This window comes from Fervidibacillus halotolerans, from assembly GCF_026547205.1.
In the GTDB taxonomy this organism is placed as follows: Bacteria; Bacillota; Bacilli; order Bacillales; family Caldibacillaceae; genus Fervidibacillus; species Fervidibacillus halotolerans.
Map to the genome: position 1 here is coordinate 239,583 of NZ_CP106877.1, position 16,670 is coordinate 256,252.

Here is a 16,670-nt window from a genome sequence, read left to right on the forward strand (position 1 = left end):
AGGTGATTTTAAAAATGAATACTCTCATTCAACCGGATGATACGTGGTTGTTATGGGCATTTCTCGCTGGATGGGCAGCAATAAGTATTTATTTGGAACAAAGGTACCAATGGGCAGCGAAAATATCCGGTGCAGTAATCGCTTTGTTAGGTGCTCTTGTATTGGCGAATTTACACATTATACCAACGGAGGCACCTGCATATGATGCGGTGTGGTCCTATGTCGTACCTCTAGCAATTCCGTTGTTGTTATTTCAAACGAATTTGAGGAAAATATGGGTTGAAAGTGAAAGGCTTTTAGTCCTATTTTTAATTAGCTCGATTGGTACCGTAATAGGCGTATATTTATCTTTTATTGGTTTAAAAAACGCGGTCAAATCTTTAGATAAAATTGGGGCGATTATGACAGGTTCATATATCGGAGGTGGGGTAAATTTCGCCGCTCTTTCTGCAAAGTTTGAAGTCCCCGGTGAGTTGGTATCCGCTGCAGTCGTTGCAGATAATTTAATGATGGCCCTATATTTTTTCGTTTTAATGGTCATTCCAGCAATTGGCTTTTTCCGAAATCGTTTTCAAACTCCATATATCGACGAATTGGAAAAGCGTGTAGGTGACAATCGAGAAACACAGGCGGCATCTTACTGGAAACCAAAAGAAATTTCTTTGAAAGATATTGCAGCATCATTTGGGACGGCCTTTGTTCTTGTTGCGATTTCCTTTAAACTGGCTGATATTTTTGATGAGCTTATTCCTTCGGGAGAAAATGCATCGTTTGTCTTAAATGTGTCCAATGGGATCTTCGGTGACCGGTACTTGATGCTTACGACAATAACTATTATCGTCGTATCTGTCTTTTCTCGCTTTTTCGAAAGACTGAACGGAACTCAAGAGTTTGGTACTTTTTTAATTTATTTATTTTTCGTTGTCATTGGAGTTCCAGCATCTATTCCTGAACTAATAAAAAATGCTCCTTTACTTCTCTTATTTGTGTTTATTATTGTGTTAATGAATATGATCGTCACCTTTGGGGTTGGAAAATTGTTGAAATTTGATTTAGAGGAAATGATTCTTGCTAGCAATGCAAATATCGGTGGACCGACAACTGCTGCAGCGATGGCGATTGCCAAGGGATGGACACGACTGATTGTACCGATATTACTAGTTGGAACTCTCGGATATATTATCGGCAATTATATCGGATCGATGATGGGCTATATTTTGGGTGAATAAAAGTGGGTCAAGGGACGGTTCCTTTGACCCATTGCTTTTAGTGAACCAATAAAACCGGAACCTTGACCCATTCTTCCAAAAAATGGTGGGCCAAAAGAACCGTCCCCTTAACTCAGGGCACGGTTTAGTATTATTTTTGCATTTTCCACCCGGTCGTTCGTCGGTGGTTCAACTCCTTTTAATTTGTATTCGAGTCCGAGGCTTTCCCATTTATAAACACCGAGTTTATGGTAAGGAAGTACTTCGATTTTCTTTACATTCTCTAATGTTTTAATAAAATCGGCAAGGCGGGTCAAATCTTCATCAAAGTCGGTTAAACCGGGTACGAGGACGTGACGGACCCAAACGGGAATATTTTTTTCAGACAAATAACGGGCAAAGTCGAGTATATGTTCATTAGACATGCCTGTGATCAATTTATGCTTTTCATTGTCGATATGTTTTAAATCAAGTAAAATTAAATCCGTGTATTCCAATAGTTCATCTAATTTTTCGATAAATTCCGGACGCCGATTAAACGGACCACCTGAAGAATCAATTGTCGTATGAATTCCGAGTTTTTTACATTCCTTAAACAATTCGATTAAAAAATCGATTTGTAACAAAGGCTCGCCGCCACTTACTGTAATTCCTCCCCCAGATGCTTGAAAAAAGGGAAGATAACTTTCTACATCGTGCATGATTTCCTCAACTGTCATTTCTTTTCCTTCGGTTCTTTTCCATGTATCCGGATTGTGACAATATTGACAACGTAAAAGACAACCTTGGGTAAAGAGTACGTATCGTAAACCGGGACCGTCAACGGCTCCAAATGATTCAATCGAATGAATTCGTCCTTTTACCATGTTTAACCCTCCTTGCTTTAAATAAAAACAAGGGAAAAGGGGGATTGTACCACCTTTTCCCCAATTTGTAGTAAAAATACTAGTCGATCCGTTTTATTTACATCGATTCGTGGAACGTACGATTGATTACGTCGATTTGTTGTTCACGAGTCAATTTAATGAAGTTAACAGCATATCCGGAAACACGAATTGTTAATTGAGGATATTTTTCCGGATGATCCATCGCATCTAACAATGTTTCACGGTTCAGTACGTTTACGTTAATATGATGGGCACGTTTTGCCATATAACCGTCCAACATACCAGCAAGGTTGGAAATTTGTGTATCATCTTCCCGACCTAATGCTTTAGGGGTAATCGTGAACGTGTTGGAAATACCGTCTAAAGCATATTCATACGGTAATTTTGCAACAGACGAAAGGGAAGCAAGGGCACCGTGGGTATCGCGACCATGTAATGGGTTCGCACCTGGTGCAAATGGTTCACCTGCACGACGACCGTCTGGTGTGTTACCAGTTTTCTTACCGTATACGACGTTGGAAGTAATCGTTAATACGGATTGAGTTGGCAAGGAATTACGATACGTTTTATGTTTCCTAATTTTTCTCATAAATTCTTTTACGAGATATACTGCAAGTTCATCGGCCCGGTCATCATTGTTTCCGTATTTCGGATAATCACCTTCAATTTCGTAATCGACAGCAAGACCGTTTTCATCACGAATGGTTTTTACTTTCGCATATTTAATGGCACTTAAGGAATCTGCGGCAACGGATAATCCGGCAATTCCACAAGCCATTGTGCGAAGAACTTCCCGGTCGTGTAATGCCATTTCTAATCGTTCATAAGAGTATTTATCATGCATATAGTGAATGATATTAAGGGTATTTACATATAATTCAGCAAGCCAATCCATCATCCGATCGTATTTTTCCATTACTTCATCGAAATCGAGATATTCGGAAGTGATCGGTTGATATGCTGGACCTACTTGAACTTTTAGTTTTTCGTCTACACCGCCGTTGATGGCGTACAATAAAGCTTTTGCAAGGTTGGCACGGGCTCCGAAAAATTGCATTTGTTTTCCGATTCTCATTGCCGAAACACAGCAAGCAATTCCGTAGTCATCCCCGTAAAATTCTTTCATTAAGTCGTCGTTTTCATATTGAATAGCACTGGACTTAATGGACATTTTTGCTGCATATTTCTTGAAGTTTTCCGGTAATTGGGTAGACCATAAAATCGTTAAGTTCGGTTCTGGAGCTGGTCCTAGGTTGTCTAATGTATGCAAATAACGGAAGGATGTTTTTGTTACTAATGGGCGACCATCTAACGCCATACCACCGATACATTCTGTTACCCAAGTTGGATCACCACTAAACAGTTCGTTGTATTCCGGTGTTCTTGCAAATTTCACAAGGCGTAATTTCATGATAAAATGGTCGATCAATTCTTGAGCTTCTTTTTCCGTTAATACTCCGTTTTGTAAATCCCTTTCAATGTAAATATCTAAGAAAGTAGATGTACGACCTAAGCTCATCGCCGCACCGTTTTGTTCTTTGATCGCACCTAGATAAGCGAAATAGAGCCATTGAACTGCTTCTTTTGCATTTTTCGCTGGTTTGGAAATATCGTAACCGTAAGCAGCAGCCATTTCTTTCAATTCTTGCAACGCACGAATTTGTTCTGAATGTTCTTCCCGTTCGCGGATGACATCTTCAGACATTTGCGTTCCGCCGATATATTTCAAATCTTTTTTCTTTTGTTCAATTAAAAAGTCGACACCGTATAGGGCAACGCGACGATAGTCACCGATGATTCTTCCGCGACCATAGGCATCTGGAAGTCCCGTAATAATACCTGCTTTTCTTGCAGCCCGCATTTCCGGCGTATACGCATCGAATACACCTTGGTTATGGGTTTTCCGATATTCCGTGAAAACATGTTCCACTTCTTCATCTAATTTGTATCCATAAGCTTCTAAAGAATTTTTTGCCATGCGAATTCCGCCGAATGGCATTAATGCACGTTTGAAAGGTTTATCTGTTTGGAAACCAACGATTTGTTCCAAGTCTTTATTCAAATATCCAGGACCGTGGGACGTAATGGTGGAAACAATTTTCGTATCCATATCCAAGACGCCGCCTTTATCCCGTTCTTCTTTCGATAGTTCCATGACTTGATCCCATAATTTGTTCGTAGCTTCCGTCGGTCCTTCGAGAAAACTTTCATCTCCAGTGTAAGGAGTAAAGTTTTTCATAATGAAATCACGAACGTCAATTTCTTCTTGCCATTTACCAGGTTTAAATCCATTCCAATAAGTCATTGAATAAAACCTCCTATACTTTTAATTATGCTCAACACTGAGCAAATTAATATAAAAATAAATAACATATTTAAAACAGTTTACCAATTTTTCCTGATTTTTATTAATACAGTTTTTTATCTTGCTCAATATTGAACAAACTTAATTCTACAATTAGAATACCATTTCTTGAAATAAAAGAAAAGATATTTATTGTAAAATCAATACTTTTTCAGCTGTTTTTTTAATCTGTTTCACAAAATGTTCACAAATTGGATTGGAGGAAAAAAAGGATAATTTTGTAAGCTGTATCAATACAATTAACGGAAAAATAACTACCTGTATTAATATATATGATGACTAATAATTAGACAACTCGTCTCATAAAAATAAAGATATGAATGTCATGACTGAGGGTATTCCAAATAAAAACGGGGGATTGGTGGGGATGGGTTTATTTATTAAAGGGGTTTTTGTTTTAGCCTCTACCGCATTTATTGGGGAATGTATCGAATTTCTAATCAATTTGGTGTTAGCAAGGGAACTAGGTGAATATGGATTGGGACAATATATGACGATCCTTCCCTTTGTAGCTCTGATTATGATTTTATCGAGTATGGAGTTACCCATTTCCATTTCGAAATTTATCGCCGAAAGGGAAAGGAAGTTTCATTTGCCATTATTGAAATTGGCGGTAAAACTCGTTGTTATTTTAATAATTATATTGTCAATTCTTTCCTTTTTTCTATTCACGATTTTTGATGTGTTTACATCGATCCATCCCTTTGCAAACTGGGTAGTAATCATTCTAATTCCAATCGTTTCACTAAGTTCCATTGCAAGAGGATATTTTTTAGGTGTCCAACGGATGGGGAAAATTGCAGTGGCTAATTTATTTCGGCGGGGACTCCAGTTATTTTTTCTCGTCCTCATTTTTTCCCAACTGGATTTGTCGATCGATCAATCCGTTTTAATTGCCATTTGTTCCATCGTTGTAGGCGAATTGTTCGAGTTTCTTTTTTTGTTTAGTGCATATTTTTTTCAGATCCGTGATTTGAAAAAGGAGATTCCAGGAAAGTTACCGAAAACCGTGTTAGCGAAAAGTTTATTAACCGTCTCTTTACCTACAACGGGAATGCGAATTTTTCACGCCTTTTCCCATGCGGTACAACCAATTTTAATAAAATTTTCTCTAGTGACTGGGGGGTTGTCCTTCAGTAGTGCTACAGAGCATTTTGGTAGACTTGCTGGGGTCGCATTTCCGATCGGTTTTTTCCCGGCATTTATGGCCCATTCCATTATGACGGCTTTGATTCCATCCGTTTCTAAAGCATATGCGAAAAAAGATCAGGTTCAATTATTGATGTTATTAAAAAATGTCATAAAATTAACTGCAGCTTATGGAATTCCAGTATGCATTGGACTTTATGCTTTTCCTGAAACATTTACAAAGTTGTTTGTCGAATCGAAAGAAGCGGCAGACTATTTGCGTTTATTATGGCCATACTTTTTTCTTCATTATTTTTCCATTCCACTTCAAGGTTTTTTAATCGGGTTGGGTCTTTTGAAAGATGCTTTGTTCCATCATATTTGGTCGACATGTATTACCTTTTTCCTTATGTATTTCCTCGGGTCCAATCCGTTATTTCTCATGGATGGGATTATTATTGGAATGAATACGGGAGCGGTACTTTTAATGGCTTTACATTATTTCACTATTTGTAAAAAAATCGGTGTATCTTTTACTTTAACACGTCAACATCCGTTATTATCCCATACTAGAAAATAAAATTTCCCCAATTATGTTAGGAAATGGACTGTCCGAACAATCTCGAAGTTGTTGAGTTGCTGAAAGGGAAGGTACGGACGATTCTTTAAACATTAGCACGAGCCGAAGCCCCATAGACGAGCTTGAGAGTTAAAAAGGCTGAGGTCTCGCCTGCAGGAAGCGCCACCACCGAAATGAAATCAATCGAAAAAGGGGGCTGTCTAATAAGTCGATTTCCCGGCTTATAGACGCCCCTTTAATGTTTTAGGAACGTTGATATATCAACGCTTATGATGTTTCGTTTTCAGTGGATTTTGACTTGCTGGACAGTCCCTACCTTTTTTGATCAAATTTCATATCGGAAAAAGTTGATTTGTATCCCCATTATGCTCGATCTTTAACGAGGACTGCTGTTCCAGTTGCGATACACATCATCATGCCTTCCCGTAATGTTTCAAAGTCTAAATCGACACCGATCACAGCATTGGCACCAAGTTGTCTTGCTTTATCGGACATTTCCTGAATGGCGATTTCCCGACCCTCGGCCAGTTTGTTTTCATATGCAGCAGAACGGCCCCCAATAATATCGGTTACACTCGCTAGAAAATCCCGGACAACGTTAGCACCCATAATTGCTTCACCTGAAACAATACCTTTATAATCGACGATTTCCTTATTCTCTAATACGTTTGTTGTAGATACGATCAAACATATCTCCTCCTATTTATCGTAATAATACGTATACGTAAAATATTCCCTAAGAGTTTCATGATACTCCCATATCGGATCGTTTTTTACGATAGATATGGGGACCTTATTTAAGAAGAATCCATCACAAGTTTTTTGAATTGGAAAGAAGTATTATCGCCTTTTTATTTCGAAAGGTCAAAGGCCCAATTTCCATTTCTGAAAATCGGTTCTTTCTGGCCATCCGATAAAATCCCATCGATATTCATTTTTTCTGAACCGATCATAAAATCAACATGAGTAATACTTCGGTTCACGCCATGTTTCAATAGCTCCTCTTCAGTCATCGACTTTCCACCTTCAATACAGAAGGCATACCCGCTTCCAATCGCTAAGTGATTTGAAGCATTTTCATCAAAAAGGGTATTGTAAAACAAAATATTCGATTGGGAAATGGGTGACTGATGCGGTACGAGTGCAACTTCCCCTAAATAGTGGGAACCCTCGTCAGATTCAATAAGGTTTCGTAAAATTTCTTCCCCTTTTTCCGCCTTTACATCGATGATTCTTCCTTTTTCAAAGGTTAAAGTGAAATTTTCAATTAAATTCCCCCCATAACTTAACGGTTTCGTACTCGTCACATATCCATCAACTCCATATTTATCAGGAGCAGTAAACACTTCTTCCGTCGGCATGTTTGCCATAAATGCATGTCCTTTTTCGTTTACACTACCTCCTCCAACCCAAAGGTGGTTTTTCGGTAAACGAATGATTAGGTCTGTGCCAGGTGCAGTGTAATGAAGTTTTTCATATCTTTTCCCATTTAAATACTCCACAATATTGTGTAAAAATTGATCGTGTTCTCGCCAGGCTTGGACCGGATCTTCATGGTCGATTCGGCAAGCTTTAAATATTGCGTCCCATAGTTTTTCTACCTTTTCAGAATCAGAAATATTTGGAAAAACCTTCGTTGCCCAAGATTTGGAAGAAGCACCAATGATCGTCCAGCTCACTTTATCGGATTGAATGTATTGACGATATTTGTGCATCGCTTGTCCAGCGGCTTTATTAAAGGTGGCGATTCGTTTCGGATCGACCCCTTTCAACAAATCCGGATTGGATGAAGCAATAGAAATGAATGCGGCACCTTGTTCCGCCAGTTCTTCCCTTTCCTTTGCCCGCCAATAAGGAAATTCCTCAAAAGCTTCATCGGGAGCGAGTTCGTATTTTAATTTGGCGATTTCTTCATCGGACCAGTTCACATAAACATGTTTTGCTCCTGTTTCATACGCTTTTTTCGTGAGGAGTCGAACAAATGGAGCGTCATGAAGATAAGCATTGATGACTATTGTTTGTCCTGCTTGAACATTTACACCAACTTTTACAACGAGTTCTGCATATTTGTCTAATTTTTTTTCAAAAGTATCCATATCGTCACCCTCTTTTTCATTGAATAATTTTATTTTACCAAAGGGATTGGGAAATTTTCATGCCAACCGATAAAAGAATGAAAATCAATAAAAGAATACTTTATATCAATCATTTAAATATGTACGGGTAAAAATAGGTATCATATCTCGTTTATTTTATGTTGTCTTCCCCTAATTGTTATTCAAAACGTTTCCTTTCTTCCTTTTCTATTATTTTGAGTGACACAATGTTAAATGAAAAATGTAAAAAATTTACAAAGAATTTACGAATTTATGCAAAATTTTAATCTAAATCGCTTTCTATGGATCATTTCCCATTTCAATTTTCTTTAGCCTTTACAAAATCTTTGCAAAAGGAATATATGTCTTTTAATGTTTCTTAACAATTTTTTTTTACATTTGATTCAGAGGAGGAGGTTTGGATAGGTTGGAATTTATATCTTTTTTTGCTTTGAATGGGAAGGAGGAAAAATTTTGATTAATTTACGATTCGCTTCCACACTTGCTTGGGCATTTCCAATTGATCAGGTTATTCGGATGGCAAGTGAATGTCATTTTGTCGGAGTTGAAGTATGGGCGGAGCATGTCTGGAAATATGAAACGAACACGAAAACTATTCGAGAAGTGAAAGAAGAAACAAACATGCTTTTAACGATGCATGCTGCTAGTTGGGATTTAAATATTAGTGCATTAAACAATGGGATTCGTAAACAGTCGGTTCAAGAAATAATTCGTTCTATTGAATTAGCATCACAAATTGGTGCCGATAATATCACCTTTCATCCCGGGAAGTTAACGATCTCAAATTCTGAGCGGTCTATTCATGAAGCGTTATTATTTGAATCGTTGGAGGAATTGGCTCGAAAAGCAAAGCAGGAAGGAGTCACCCTTTCTTTAGAAATGATGGAAAGGGAGAAGAAAGAGTTTATTCACCATCCAAAAGCTTTAAAGAAAGTAATCGATCCCTTTTATCCGCAAATTCAGTCGACCTTCGATGTGGCACATATTCCTTTACACGAGAACATCTTTTCCATATGGAAAGGGATGCCAACAGTAAACAAAATACATATTAGTGATGCGACAGATGAGAAACTTCATTTGCCATTAGGTGATGGGGATATTCATTTCGAGACGTTAATGAAGTTTTTATCCTTTGAAAGTATCCCGGTGATCATCGAGGGATTTGATGATTCTAACGATTTAAATGTACTTAAGAAAAATATTCAGTTTATCCAAAGGAACAAAGCTGATTTAAAGGAGGTTGTCGGTTGAATATTTTCGTAACAAATGATGACGGTATTTTCTCTCCAGGTGTAAAAGCACTTGTGGAAGTTCTTCATCATTTCGGTGATGTTTATGTCGTATGTCCTGATGGAGAAAGGAGTGCCATCGGACATTCGATTACGCTTAGAGCACCATTAAAAATGAAACCAGTGGATATTTTCCCCAATGCAAAAGGAGCCTGGTCAGTCAATGGAACTCCTGCCGATTGCGTTAAACTTGGAATGGAAGTGTTGTTAAGTACACCTCCAGATATCGTGTTTTCAGCCATTAATCTAGGTCCTAATCTGGGAAGGGATTTATATTATTCCGGTACATTAGCGGGTGCAGTGGAAGCATCCCTTTACAATGTTCCAGCTGTGTCTGTGTCATTAAACGAGTTTGATGAAACAAAGGTAAATTACAACAGTATAAAACAGCTTTTGTATAAAGTCGTTGAAGTGATTTTACAAAATCGAATTCCTAAAGGCATTTTTTTAAATATTAATTTACCAAATATTCCAGTCTATCTTTGTAAGGGAGTAAAAATCGTTCCGTTAGATTTAACCGTATCTCGTTATCGATTCGTAGGTCTAAATGATCCCCACGGTCGAAAATATTTTTGGTTAAAGGATGAAATGAATCATTTAGTAGATCTTCATGAAAACAGTGATTATTTAAAGTTAAAAGAAGGTTATATCACAGTGACTCCCGTAGAATTTCCTGTTCACCATAAACGGAAAATGGAACAGATTGAACGATGGTTTCGAAATTGTGCACCGGATTTTATAAAACATATGGAGGGGAATGGAAATGCGTAAATGGCAATCAATTTTTGTATTATTTATCTCCTTATTTTTCCTTATCGCTTGTGGGGATAATAGGGATACTACTTCAAAAAATGATGAAGGTAAAACACAGTCAGCCGAACAGGATAATTTTTCTGGAGAGTTAAGCTTTTATACTTCTCAACCAGATGAAGATGCTCAAAAATTAGTTAATGCTTTCAATAAAAAATATCCGAACATTAAAGTGAATATATTTCGTTCAGGGACAGAGGAAGTGATAGCGAAAATACATGCAGAAAAAGAAGCGGGAAAAATCCAAGCTGATGTATTGCTTGTAGCTGATGCGGTCACATTTGAGAATTTAAAAAATGACGATCTTTTACTTCCTTACAAGTCGAAAGAAACAGAGTTTATTCCAGAACAATTCATAGATCCACAAGGTATGTATACAGGGACGAAAGTGATGGCAACTGTTCTTGCAGTAAATACGAATCATGTAAAAAAAATACCAGATAGTTGGAAGGTACTAACAGAAGGTGAAGCAAGGGAAAAAGCCATTATGCCCAGCCCCTTTTATTCAGGTGCAGCCGCCTACAATCTAGGTATATTTACAAGACAGGACGATTTTACGTGGGATTTCTATGAAAAAATAAAAGAAAATGGTATGGCAGTCACGAAAGGAAATGGTGGTGTATTAAAAGCCGTTGCATCCGGTGAGAGGGCATACGGTATGGTAGTTGATTTCCTAGTGTTACGTGCCAAAAATGATGGTTCTCCGGTAGAATTTTTTTATCCAAAAGAAGGGGTCCCAGTCATAACCGAACCGATAGGGATTTTAAAAGATACAAAAAATGAACAAGCAGCAAAAGTTTTTGTCGATTTTGTTTTATCTGAAGAAGGTCAACAGTTGGCTTCACAGTTGGGATATACACCGATTCGAATAGGTGTCAATTCTCCAGAAGGATTAAAGTCGGTGGATGAATTAAATGTTTTGAATGCTAATATTTCTGAACTTTATCATTCTCGCCATCAAGATAAAGAAAAATTCGGTGAAATTTTTGGTCAATAATATTGAATGGAGAGAGCAGGATGTTTTTTATTAGTAAACAAACAAAAGAGATAACGGGGAGAAGATCCTCGTTTTCTCGTTTCTACCAATGGCAAAAAATTTGGATGATTTTAGGACTTTTCCTGATTATCATATTTTTTGTATCGCCTATTATACGTCTTTTCCTTTTAAGCTTCATGGAACAGAATACCTTTTCTCTTTCACATTATTCACAAATATTGAGTGAAGAGAAAACGTGGGTAACTGTGAAAAATACCCTTTATATTGTTAGCGGTTCTACTGTTATTTCACTAATTGTAGGAATTACTCTCGCATGGGTAATGGCTTATTTAAATATTGGAGGAAAAAAATGGATTCAATTATTTATTTTTCTCCCATTTATCATTCCTTCCTACATTACAACCCTTGCTTGGATTCAATTATTTAGCGAGAATGGACCCGTTGCATCGATATTAGAAATATTTCCAGGAGATTGGAAATTGCCAAATCTGTATAGTATGACGGGGATTATTGTTATTTTAGGTTTGTCCCATTATCCGCTCGTATACTTGCTTTCAGTGGAATTATTTAGAAAGATCCCTATCGAACTTGAACATGCTGCCCAAATATGTGGAGCGAAAAAAGGGAAAATTATGTACAAAGTCGTTCTTCCACTTGCCATTCCAGGAATTAGTAGTGGTGGTATACTCGCGTTTTTGTCAAACCTTGATAACTTTGGTATTCCTGCCATTTTAGGCATTCCTGCAAATATTCGTGTATTAAGTACGTATATTTATGAGGAAGTTGTTGGATTTGGTCCCGCTTCTTTTTCTAGAGCTGCGGTGTTGTCCATTTTATTAGGTGGAATTGCTTTCATCGGTCTGTTGATCCAATGGCTTCTTTTAAGAAAAAGTCGAGTGATTGAAACCGTAAATCGAGTGACAGAACCCCGTATTCAGTTATCCTCTATGAAAAAGCGATTCATTGAAATCATTATCTGGTCATTTTTGTTATTGACGAGTTTTGTCCCTTTTCTGTCAATGGGAATGACATCACTCATTAAAGCTTACGGACTCCCTTTTCATCTAGAAAACTTGTCATTCAAAAATTATGAATATATTTTATTTACCGATTCGAAGACAATATCGGCACTTACTAATAGTCTAAAATTAGCTTTGTTAACGACAGTTGTCTCATTAATTATTGGAACGACCATTGCATACATTCGATATAAATTACCAAATAAATGGACAAAATTAGTCGAACTGTTAATCACGATTCCGTATGCACTTCCGGGAACCGTTTTTGCACTTAGTATGATTTTTACCTGGATGCAACCAATTCCGGGATGGAACCCTGGTATTTATGGCTCCATTTGGATATTAATTATTGCATATATTACAAGATTTCTCGTATTACAAGTTAGAGGGAGTTATACTGCGTTGACTCAGATCGAATCTTCAATCGAAGAGGCGGCTCGAACATCAGGAGCGAAGTTTTTCGTTAAATGGAGAAAAATCCTTATGCCACTTCTCTTACCCGGCGTTATTAGCGGTGCTTTGTTAGTATTTTTAACTTCTTTAACAGAATTGACGGTCTCTAGCCTACTATGGTCTACAGGGGCAGAAACAGTAGGAGTTGTGATTTTTAATTTTGAACAAGCTGGTTACACCTTATATTCAACGGCATTTTCTAGCTTGATTGTATTGGCCATTTTACTTTTAGGGATTTTTCTTATATTTTTTGAAAAAATTTGGAGACGAAAGGTGTTGAAACAAGTTGATTCAGCTTAACGGCATTTCAAAATCATATGGGAATGTTTCTGCCTTGAGGGGGATTGATTTATTTATTAAAGAAGGGGAATTCATCGCAATTTTAGGACCTTCAGGTTGTGGTAAAACAACGTTGCTAAAACTGTTAGCTGGTTTCATGAAACCAACAAAAGGAACGATGACAATGAACGGTACGATTGTCGCATCTGTGGACAACGTTCTTCCTCCAGAAAAAAGAAATATCGGAATGGTGTTCCAATCCTTTGCGCTTTGGCCACATATGACTGTTTATGAGCATGTACAATTTCCATTGATTCATCATTCTTTTGCTCCAAAAGTCGATAAAAAATGGCGGGATGAAAGAGTAAAACAGGTTTTACGAATGGTTGGATTAGAATCGTTCGCTCAACGATATCCCCATGAACTATCCGGTGGTCAAAAGCAACGAGTGTCTTTAGCTCGAGCAATAGCACCGGAACCGAATCTTTTATTAATGGATGAACCTCTTAGTGCGTTAGATGCGGAACTTCGAATGGAATTGAGAAAAGAAATTCAACAGATTCATAAGCAAACAAATGCTTCAATTGTCTATGTAACCCATGATCAAAGTGAAGCATTTGCGATGGCGGACCGTATCGTTGTCATGAACCGTGGAAATATTGAACAAATCGATCGTCCAGAAATTATTTTTTCTAGACCGAAAACCGAGTTTGTTGCAACTTTTGTAGGTAAATGTAATTTTGTTAAAGGGCTTTGGAAAGATGGACGATTTATTCCAAACCAATTTCCGAATGAACGATGGCCTGATTCAGGGGTTTCCAGCCATTTTAAAAAAAGAGGTCTATATCCTGTTCGACCGGATCAATGGTCTCTTAAAAAGGCAAAGGACGGGTCAGGTCAAGGAATAATTAAATTCGTCCAGTACCAAGGGAAAGAAATCCATTACATTGTACAAGTTGGTGAAAAAGAATGGACGGTGCATGAACAGATTCAATCCTCGACCTATTTGCAAGAAGGTGATTCCGTTCATTTTGTCTTTAAAAATAAGGTTAGAAATCAAGAGGCTATCGTTATTTAACAGTAAACAAAAGTCCTTTCATATAGAATGGAACTATATTCCATGGGCCTAATATGTTTGTCAACATATTAGTGCCCCTCCATGATATGTTAGTTGTTTTCCTTCGATGGATTACGATTTTCCCTCTAACTCGACTCCTCCATAGGTCATATATTTCTCCATCTTTTTTATAAAGAAGAAACCTTTTATCTAACTATGTATAAAATATTTCTCGATATTGTGGAAAAAAGAGAAGGCTTTTTATCATAAATGTATGCTTAGCACGGCAAATACATTTTGAAAAGAGGCCTTCTCACGGAGACGATTATATTGTAACTATATCAAATAAAAAAAAAACGGAAAACTTTATTGAAATTGAGGAACAGATTCGAATTTACATGTGTGAGCTAGTGATAAAATTAGTTGGACGTGTCTTTACTTAGCCCGTTTTTGATTATTCATTCAAATTTATTTACAATGAAAGTAATGATTCTGTTGTAACGAACTTTTGTTGAATATTATGAAATAGGGAGGAGCGGGATGGATTTTTTCTGGGGACAGTCCCTAAATCCCTTTAGAACTTACTTCAATTGCTTTTTCTTCTTTCAATTTCGCCTGTATACGTTTCGTTTCCATTACAATAACACCGGATAATCCGATGAGGCCGATTAAGTTTGGAATGGCCATCAAACCATTTAGAATATCAGCTAACGCCCATATTAAATCGAGGGATGTGGTCGCACCGATGAAAATAAATAGAACAAAAATTGTCCGATAGACCCAAATTGCAGCAGGATTTTTAAATAAATATTGGAAACATTTTTCACCGTAATACCCCCAACCGAGAATGGTCGAAGATGCGAAAAAGAGAATGCCAAAGGTGATTAAATAAGGTCCGATACTTCCGATCAATGCTTCAAAAGCGCTCGATGTTAACACACCTGCTCCGATACTTTCGTCTTCCCATAGTCCAGACATGACGATTGTAATTCCCGTAATGGAACAAATGATCAACGTGTCAAAAAAAACTTGAACCATTGAAACTAATGCTTGTCTACCAGGCAAGTCGGATTTTGCTGCAGCTGCTGCGATTGGTGCAGAACCTAATCCTGCCTCATTGGAAAATAGCCCCCGAGCTACTCCATAGCGAATAACCGCACCGACTGTTCCACCTAATGCTGCTTCACCAGAAAAAGCATGAGTCATAATCGTCGCAAGGGCATTAGGTACTAATTGATAATTTGCAATGATTACGTAAAAACCTGCGATTATATAAAAAAGAGCCATAAATGGTACGAAAAAAGAAGTTACGCGACCGATCCATTTAATTCCTCCGAGGATGACAGCACCTGCAAAGAGGACGAGGACGATTCCTGTGAGCCATGCAGGGATAGAGAACGTACTTTTCATTAAATCGGCCACGGCTTTAGCTTGCGTTCCATTCCCAATTCCAAAGGCTGCCAAGGATCCAAAAAGGGCAAATAACACCCCTAACCATTTTTGCTTTAACCCGTGTTCTAAATAGTACATCGGTCCCCCGGCCATATTTCCCTTCGCATCTTTAACCCGGTATTTGACCGCTAAGATCGCCTCTCCGTATTTGGTAGCCATACCAAATAATCCTGCGACGAGCATCCAAAAAACCGCACCCGGTCCTCCTAAGGTAATGGCCGTTGCCACACCAACAATATTCCCCGTTCCAATCGTTGCAGCAGATGCTGTTGTCAAAGCTTGGAAATGGGAAATATCTCCATCCGATTGTTTGTCTTGATTTTTCGAAAAGGTTAATTTTAATGCATAGGGTAAAGAACGAATTTGCAAAAACCCTAAACGTATCGTTAAATAAATACCCGTACCTACTAATAAGACAATTAGTGGAACCCCCCAGACGAAACTACTGATTTTACTTAAAATTTGTTCCATATCCATCCCCTTCCAATTAACTTCAAATAAATCGGCTAATATTACAAAATATTTTGACTTATATTAATAATATAATATTATACGACATCGTCAAGGTATTTTTCACCAAGTTGTGGTCAAATAGATCGGTTTTCCGTTAGCGATGCCTTTTCGTATTTTAAAATCTGTAACATACCGAATAAGAGTGGTATCATAATGAATCAATAGCTTATAAAAAATGGGTCGGATTCCTACTATGTAAATGAACTTTCATTGAAATAAACGGTTATTTGGAAAATAGGGCTGGCGGAAGAAAGAGTGCCAGCTACAAAAAGATTTGTTTTGTTCTTATTACAGAACCGATGATAATCTTCGTCACGTTTCCTTGTGTAGGGAAACGATCATCACGAGAAAAAGAAAGTAGTAATGGTTTTACCACCGTTCATTCGAATAACAGACCTTTTCGTTGGGTCTGGAAGATAAAAGTTTGTCGTGTATCCACTGTTTTGTTAGAAAACATAAAAAAAGATTGGCAATATTCATATGGATGAATCTCGAAAACGGTTTGTCAATCATTTA

12 protein-coding genes are annotated in these 16,670 nt (G+C 37.6%); 7 read left to right on the forward strand and 5 right to left on the reverse strand.

Annotated features, from left to right (window positions below; genetic code table 11):
- Positions 1-14 precede the first annotated feature (14 nt).
- Complete coding sequence (locus OE105_RS01045; protein WP_275420893.1) at positions 15-1,229, forward strand: DUF819 family protein; 1,215 nt, start codon at positions 15-17, stop codon at positions 1,227-1,229.
- A 107-nt stretch (positions 1,230-1,336) separates the two neighbouring features.
- Here the strand turns inward: OE105_RS01045 and pflA are convergent, their stop codons facing one another.
- Together pflA and pflB are read right to left on the reverse strand one after the other, a co-directional pair.
- Positions 1,337-2,074: a pyruvate formate-lyase-activating protein gene (pflA, locus tag OE105_RS01050; protein WP_275420894.1), complete on the reverse strand. Its 738-nt coding sequence runs from the start codon at positions 2,072-2,074 to the stop codon at positions 1,337-1,339.
- A gap of 97 nt (positions 2,075-2,171) precedes the next feature.
- Positions 2,172-4,400 carry a formate C-acetyltransferase gene (gene pflB, locus OE105_RS01055; protein WP_275420896.1) on the reverse strand — a complete coding sequence of 743 codons (2,229 nt, stop codon included), beginning with the start codon at positions 4,398-4,400 and terminating at the stop codon, positions 2,172-2,174.
- Between the two features lie 427 nt (positions 4,401-4,827).
- On the opposite strand from pflB, the gene OE105_RS01060 reads away from it, so the two are divergent.
- Positions 4,828-6,168, forward strand: a complete 1,341-nt coding sequence (locus OE105_RS01060) for an oligosaccharide flippase family protein (protein WP_275420897.1) — start codon at positions 4,828-4,830, stop codon at positions 6,166-6,168.
- A gap of 363 nt (positions 6,169-6,531) precedes the next feature.
- On the opposite strand, the gene OE105_RS01065 is transcribed toward OE105_RS01060, so the two are convergent.
- On the reverse strand, positions 6,532-6,855 hold the full coding sequence (locus OE105_RS01065) for a YbjQ family protein (protein WP_275420898.1): 324 nt from the start codon (positions 6,853-6,855) through the stop codon (positions 6,532-6,534).
- 164 nt (positions 6,856-7,019) lie between these two features.
- Complete coding sequence (locus tag OE105_RS01070) at positions 7,020-8,264, reverse strand: aminopeptidase (RefSeq protein WP_275420899.1); 1,245 nt, start codon at positions 8,262-8,264, stop codon at positions 7,020-7,022.
- A 474-nt stretch (positions 8,265-8,738) separates the two neighbouring features.
- Here OE105_RS01070 and OE105_RS01075 point away from each other — a divergent pair, with 474 nt between their 5' ends.
- The 5 genes from OE105_RS01075 (at position 8,739) to OE105_RS01095 (ending at position 14,210) form a co-directional block, all read left to right on the forward strand.
- Positions 8,739-9,536, forward strand: a complete 798-nt coding sequence (locus OE105_RS01075; protein ID WP_275420900.1) for a sugar phosphate isomerase/epimerase family protein — start codon at positions 8,739-8,741, stop codon at positions 9,534-9,536.
- Positions 9,533-10,345 (forward strand): 5'/3'-nucleotidase SurE, encoded by an 813-nt coding sequence (surE, locus tag OE105_RS01080; RefSeq protein ID WP_275420901.1) that lies wholly within the window; start codon positions 9,533-9,535, stop codon positions 10,343-10,345. Before OE105_RS01075 ends, surE begins: the two co-directional genes overlap by 4 nt.
- On the forward strand, positions 10,338-11,381 hold the full coding sequence (locus tag OE105_RS01085) for an ABC transporter substrate-binding protein (RefSeq protein WP_275420902.1): 1,044 nt from the start codon (positions 10,338-10,340) through the stop codon (positions 11,379-11,381). Before surE ends, OE105_RS01085 begins: the two co-directional genes overlap by 8 nt.
- Positions 11,382-11,626: 245 nt before the next feature.
- On the forward strand, positions 11,627-13,153 hold the full coding sequence (locus OE105_RS01090; RefSeq protein WP_275420903.1) for an ABC transporter permease: 1,527 nt from the start codon (positions 11,627-11,629) through the stop codon (positions 13,151-13,153).
- Positions 13,140-14,210, forward strand: coding sequence for an ABC transporter ATP-binding protein (locus OE105_RS01095; protein WP_275420904.1), 1,071 nt, complete (start codon positions 13,140-13,142; stop codon positions 14,208-14,210). The genes OE105_RS01090 and OE105_RS01095 overlap by 14 nt, the downstream gene beginning before the upstream one ends.
- A gap of 543 nt (positions 14,211-14,753) precedes the next feature.
- On the opposite strand, the gene OE105_RS01100 is transcribed toward OE105_RS01095, so the two are convergent.
- The gene (locus OE105_RS01100; protein ID WP_476729661.1) at positions 14,754-16,118 is read right to left on the reverse strand and encodes an alanine/glycine:cation symporter family protein; all 1,365 of its coding nucleotides are present in this window, start codon (positions 16,116-16,118) and stop codon (positions 14,754-14,756) included.
- Between the last annotated feature and the right edge of the window lie 552 nt (positions 16,119-16,670).

Bases quoted from the DNA above. Each gene is read 5' to 3' on its own strand.
- OE105_RS01045 (WP_275420893.1), top strand. From the start codon at position 15: ATGAATACTCTCATTCAACCGGATGATACGTGGTTGTTATGGGCATTT.
- pflA (WP_275420894.1), bottom strand. From the start codon at position 2,074: ATGGTAAAAGGACGAATTCATTCGATTGAATCATTTGGAGCCGTTGAC.
- pflB (WP_275420896.1), bottom strand. From the start codon at position 4,400: ATGACTTATTGGAATGGATTTAAACCTGGTAAATGGCAAGAAGAAATT.
- OE105_RS01060 (WP_275420897.1), top strand. From the start codon at position 4,828: ATGGGTTTATTTATTAAAGGGGTTTTTGTTTTAGCCTCTACCGCATTT.
- OE105_RS01070 (WP_275420899.1), bottom strand. From the start codon at position 8,264: ATGGATACTTTTGAAAAAAAATTAGACAAATATGCAGAACTCGTTGTA.
- OE105_RS01085 (WP_275420902.1), top strand. From the start codon at position 10,338: ATGCGTAAATGGCAATCAATTTTTGTATTATTTATCTCCTTATTTTTC.
- OE105_RS01100 (WP_476729661.1), bottom strand. From the start codon at position 16,118: ATGGATATGGAACAAATTTTAAGTAAAATCAGTAGTTTCGTCTGGGGG.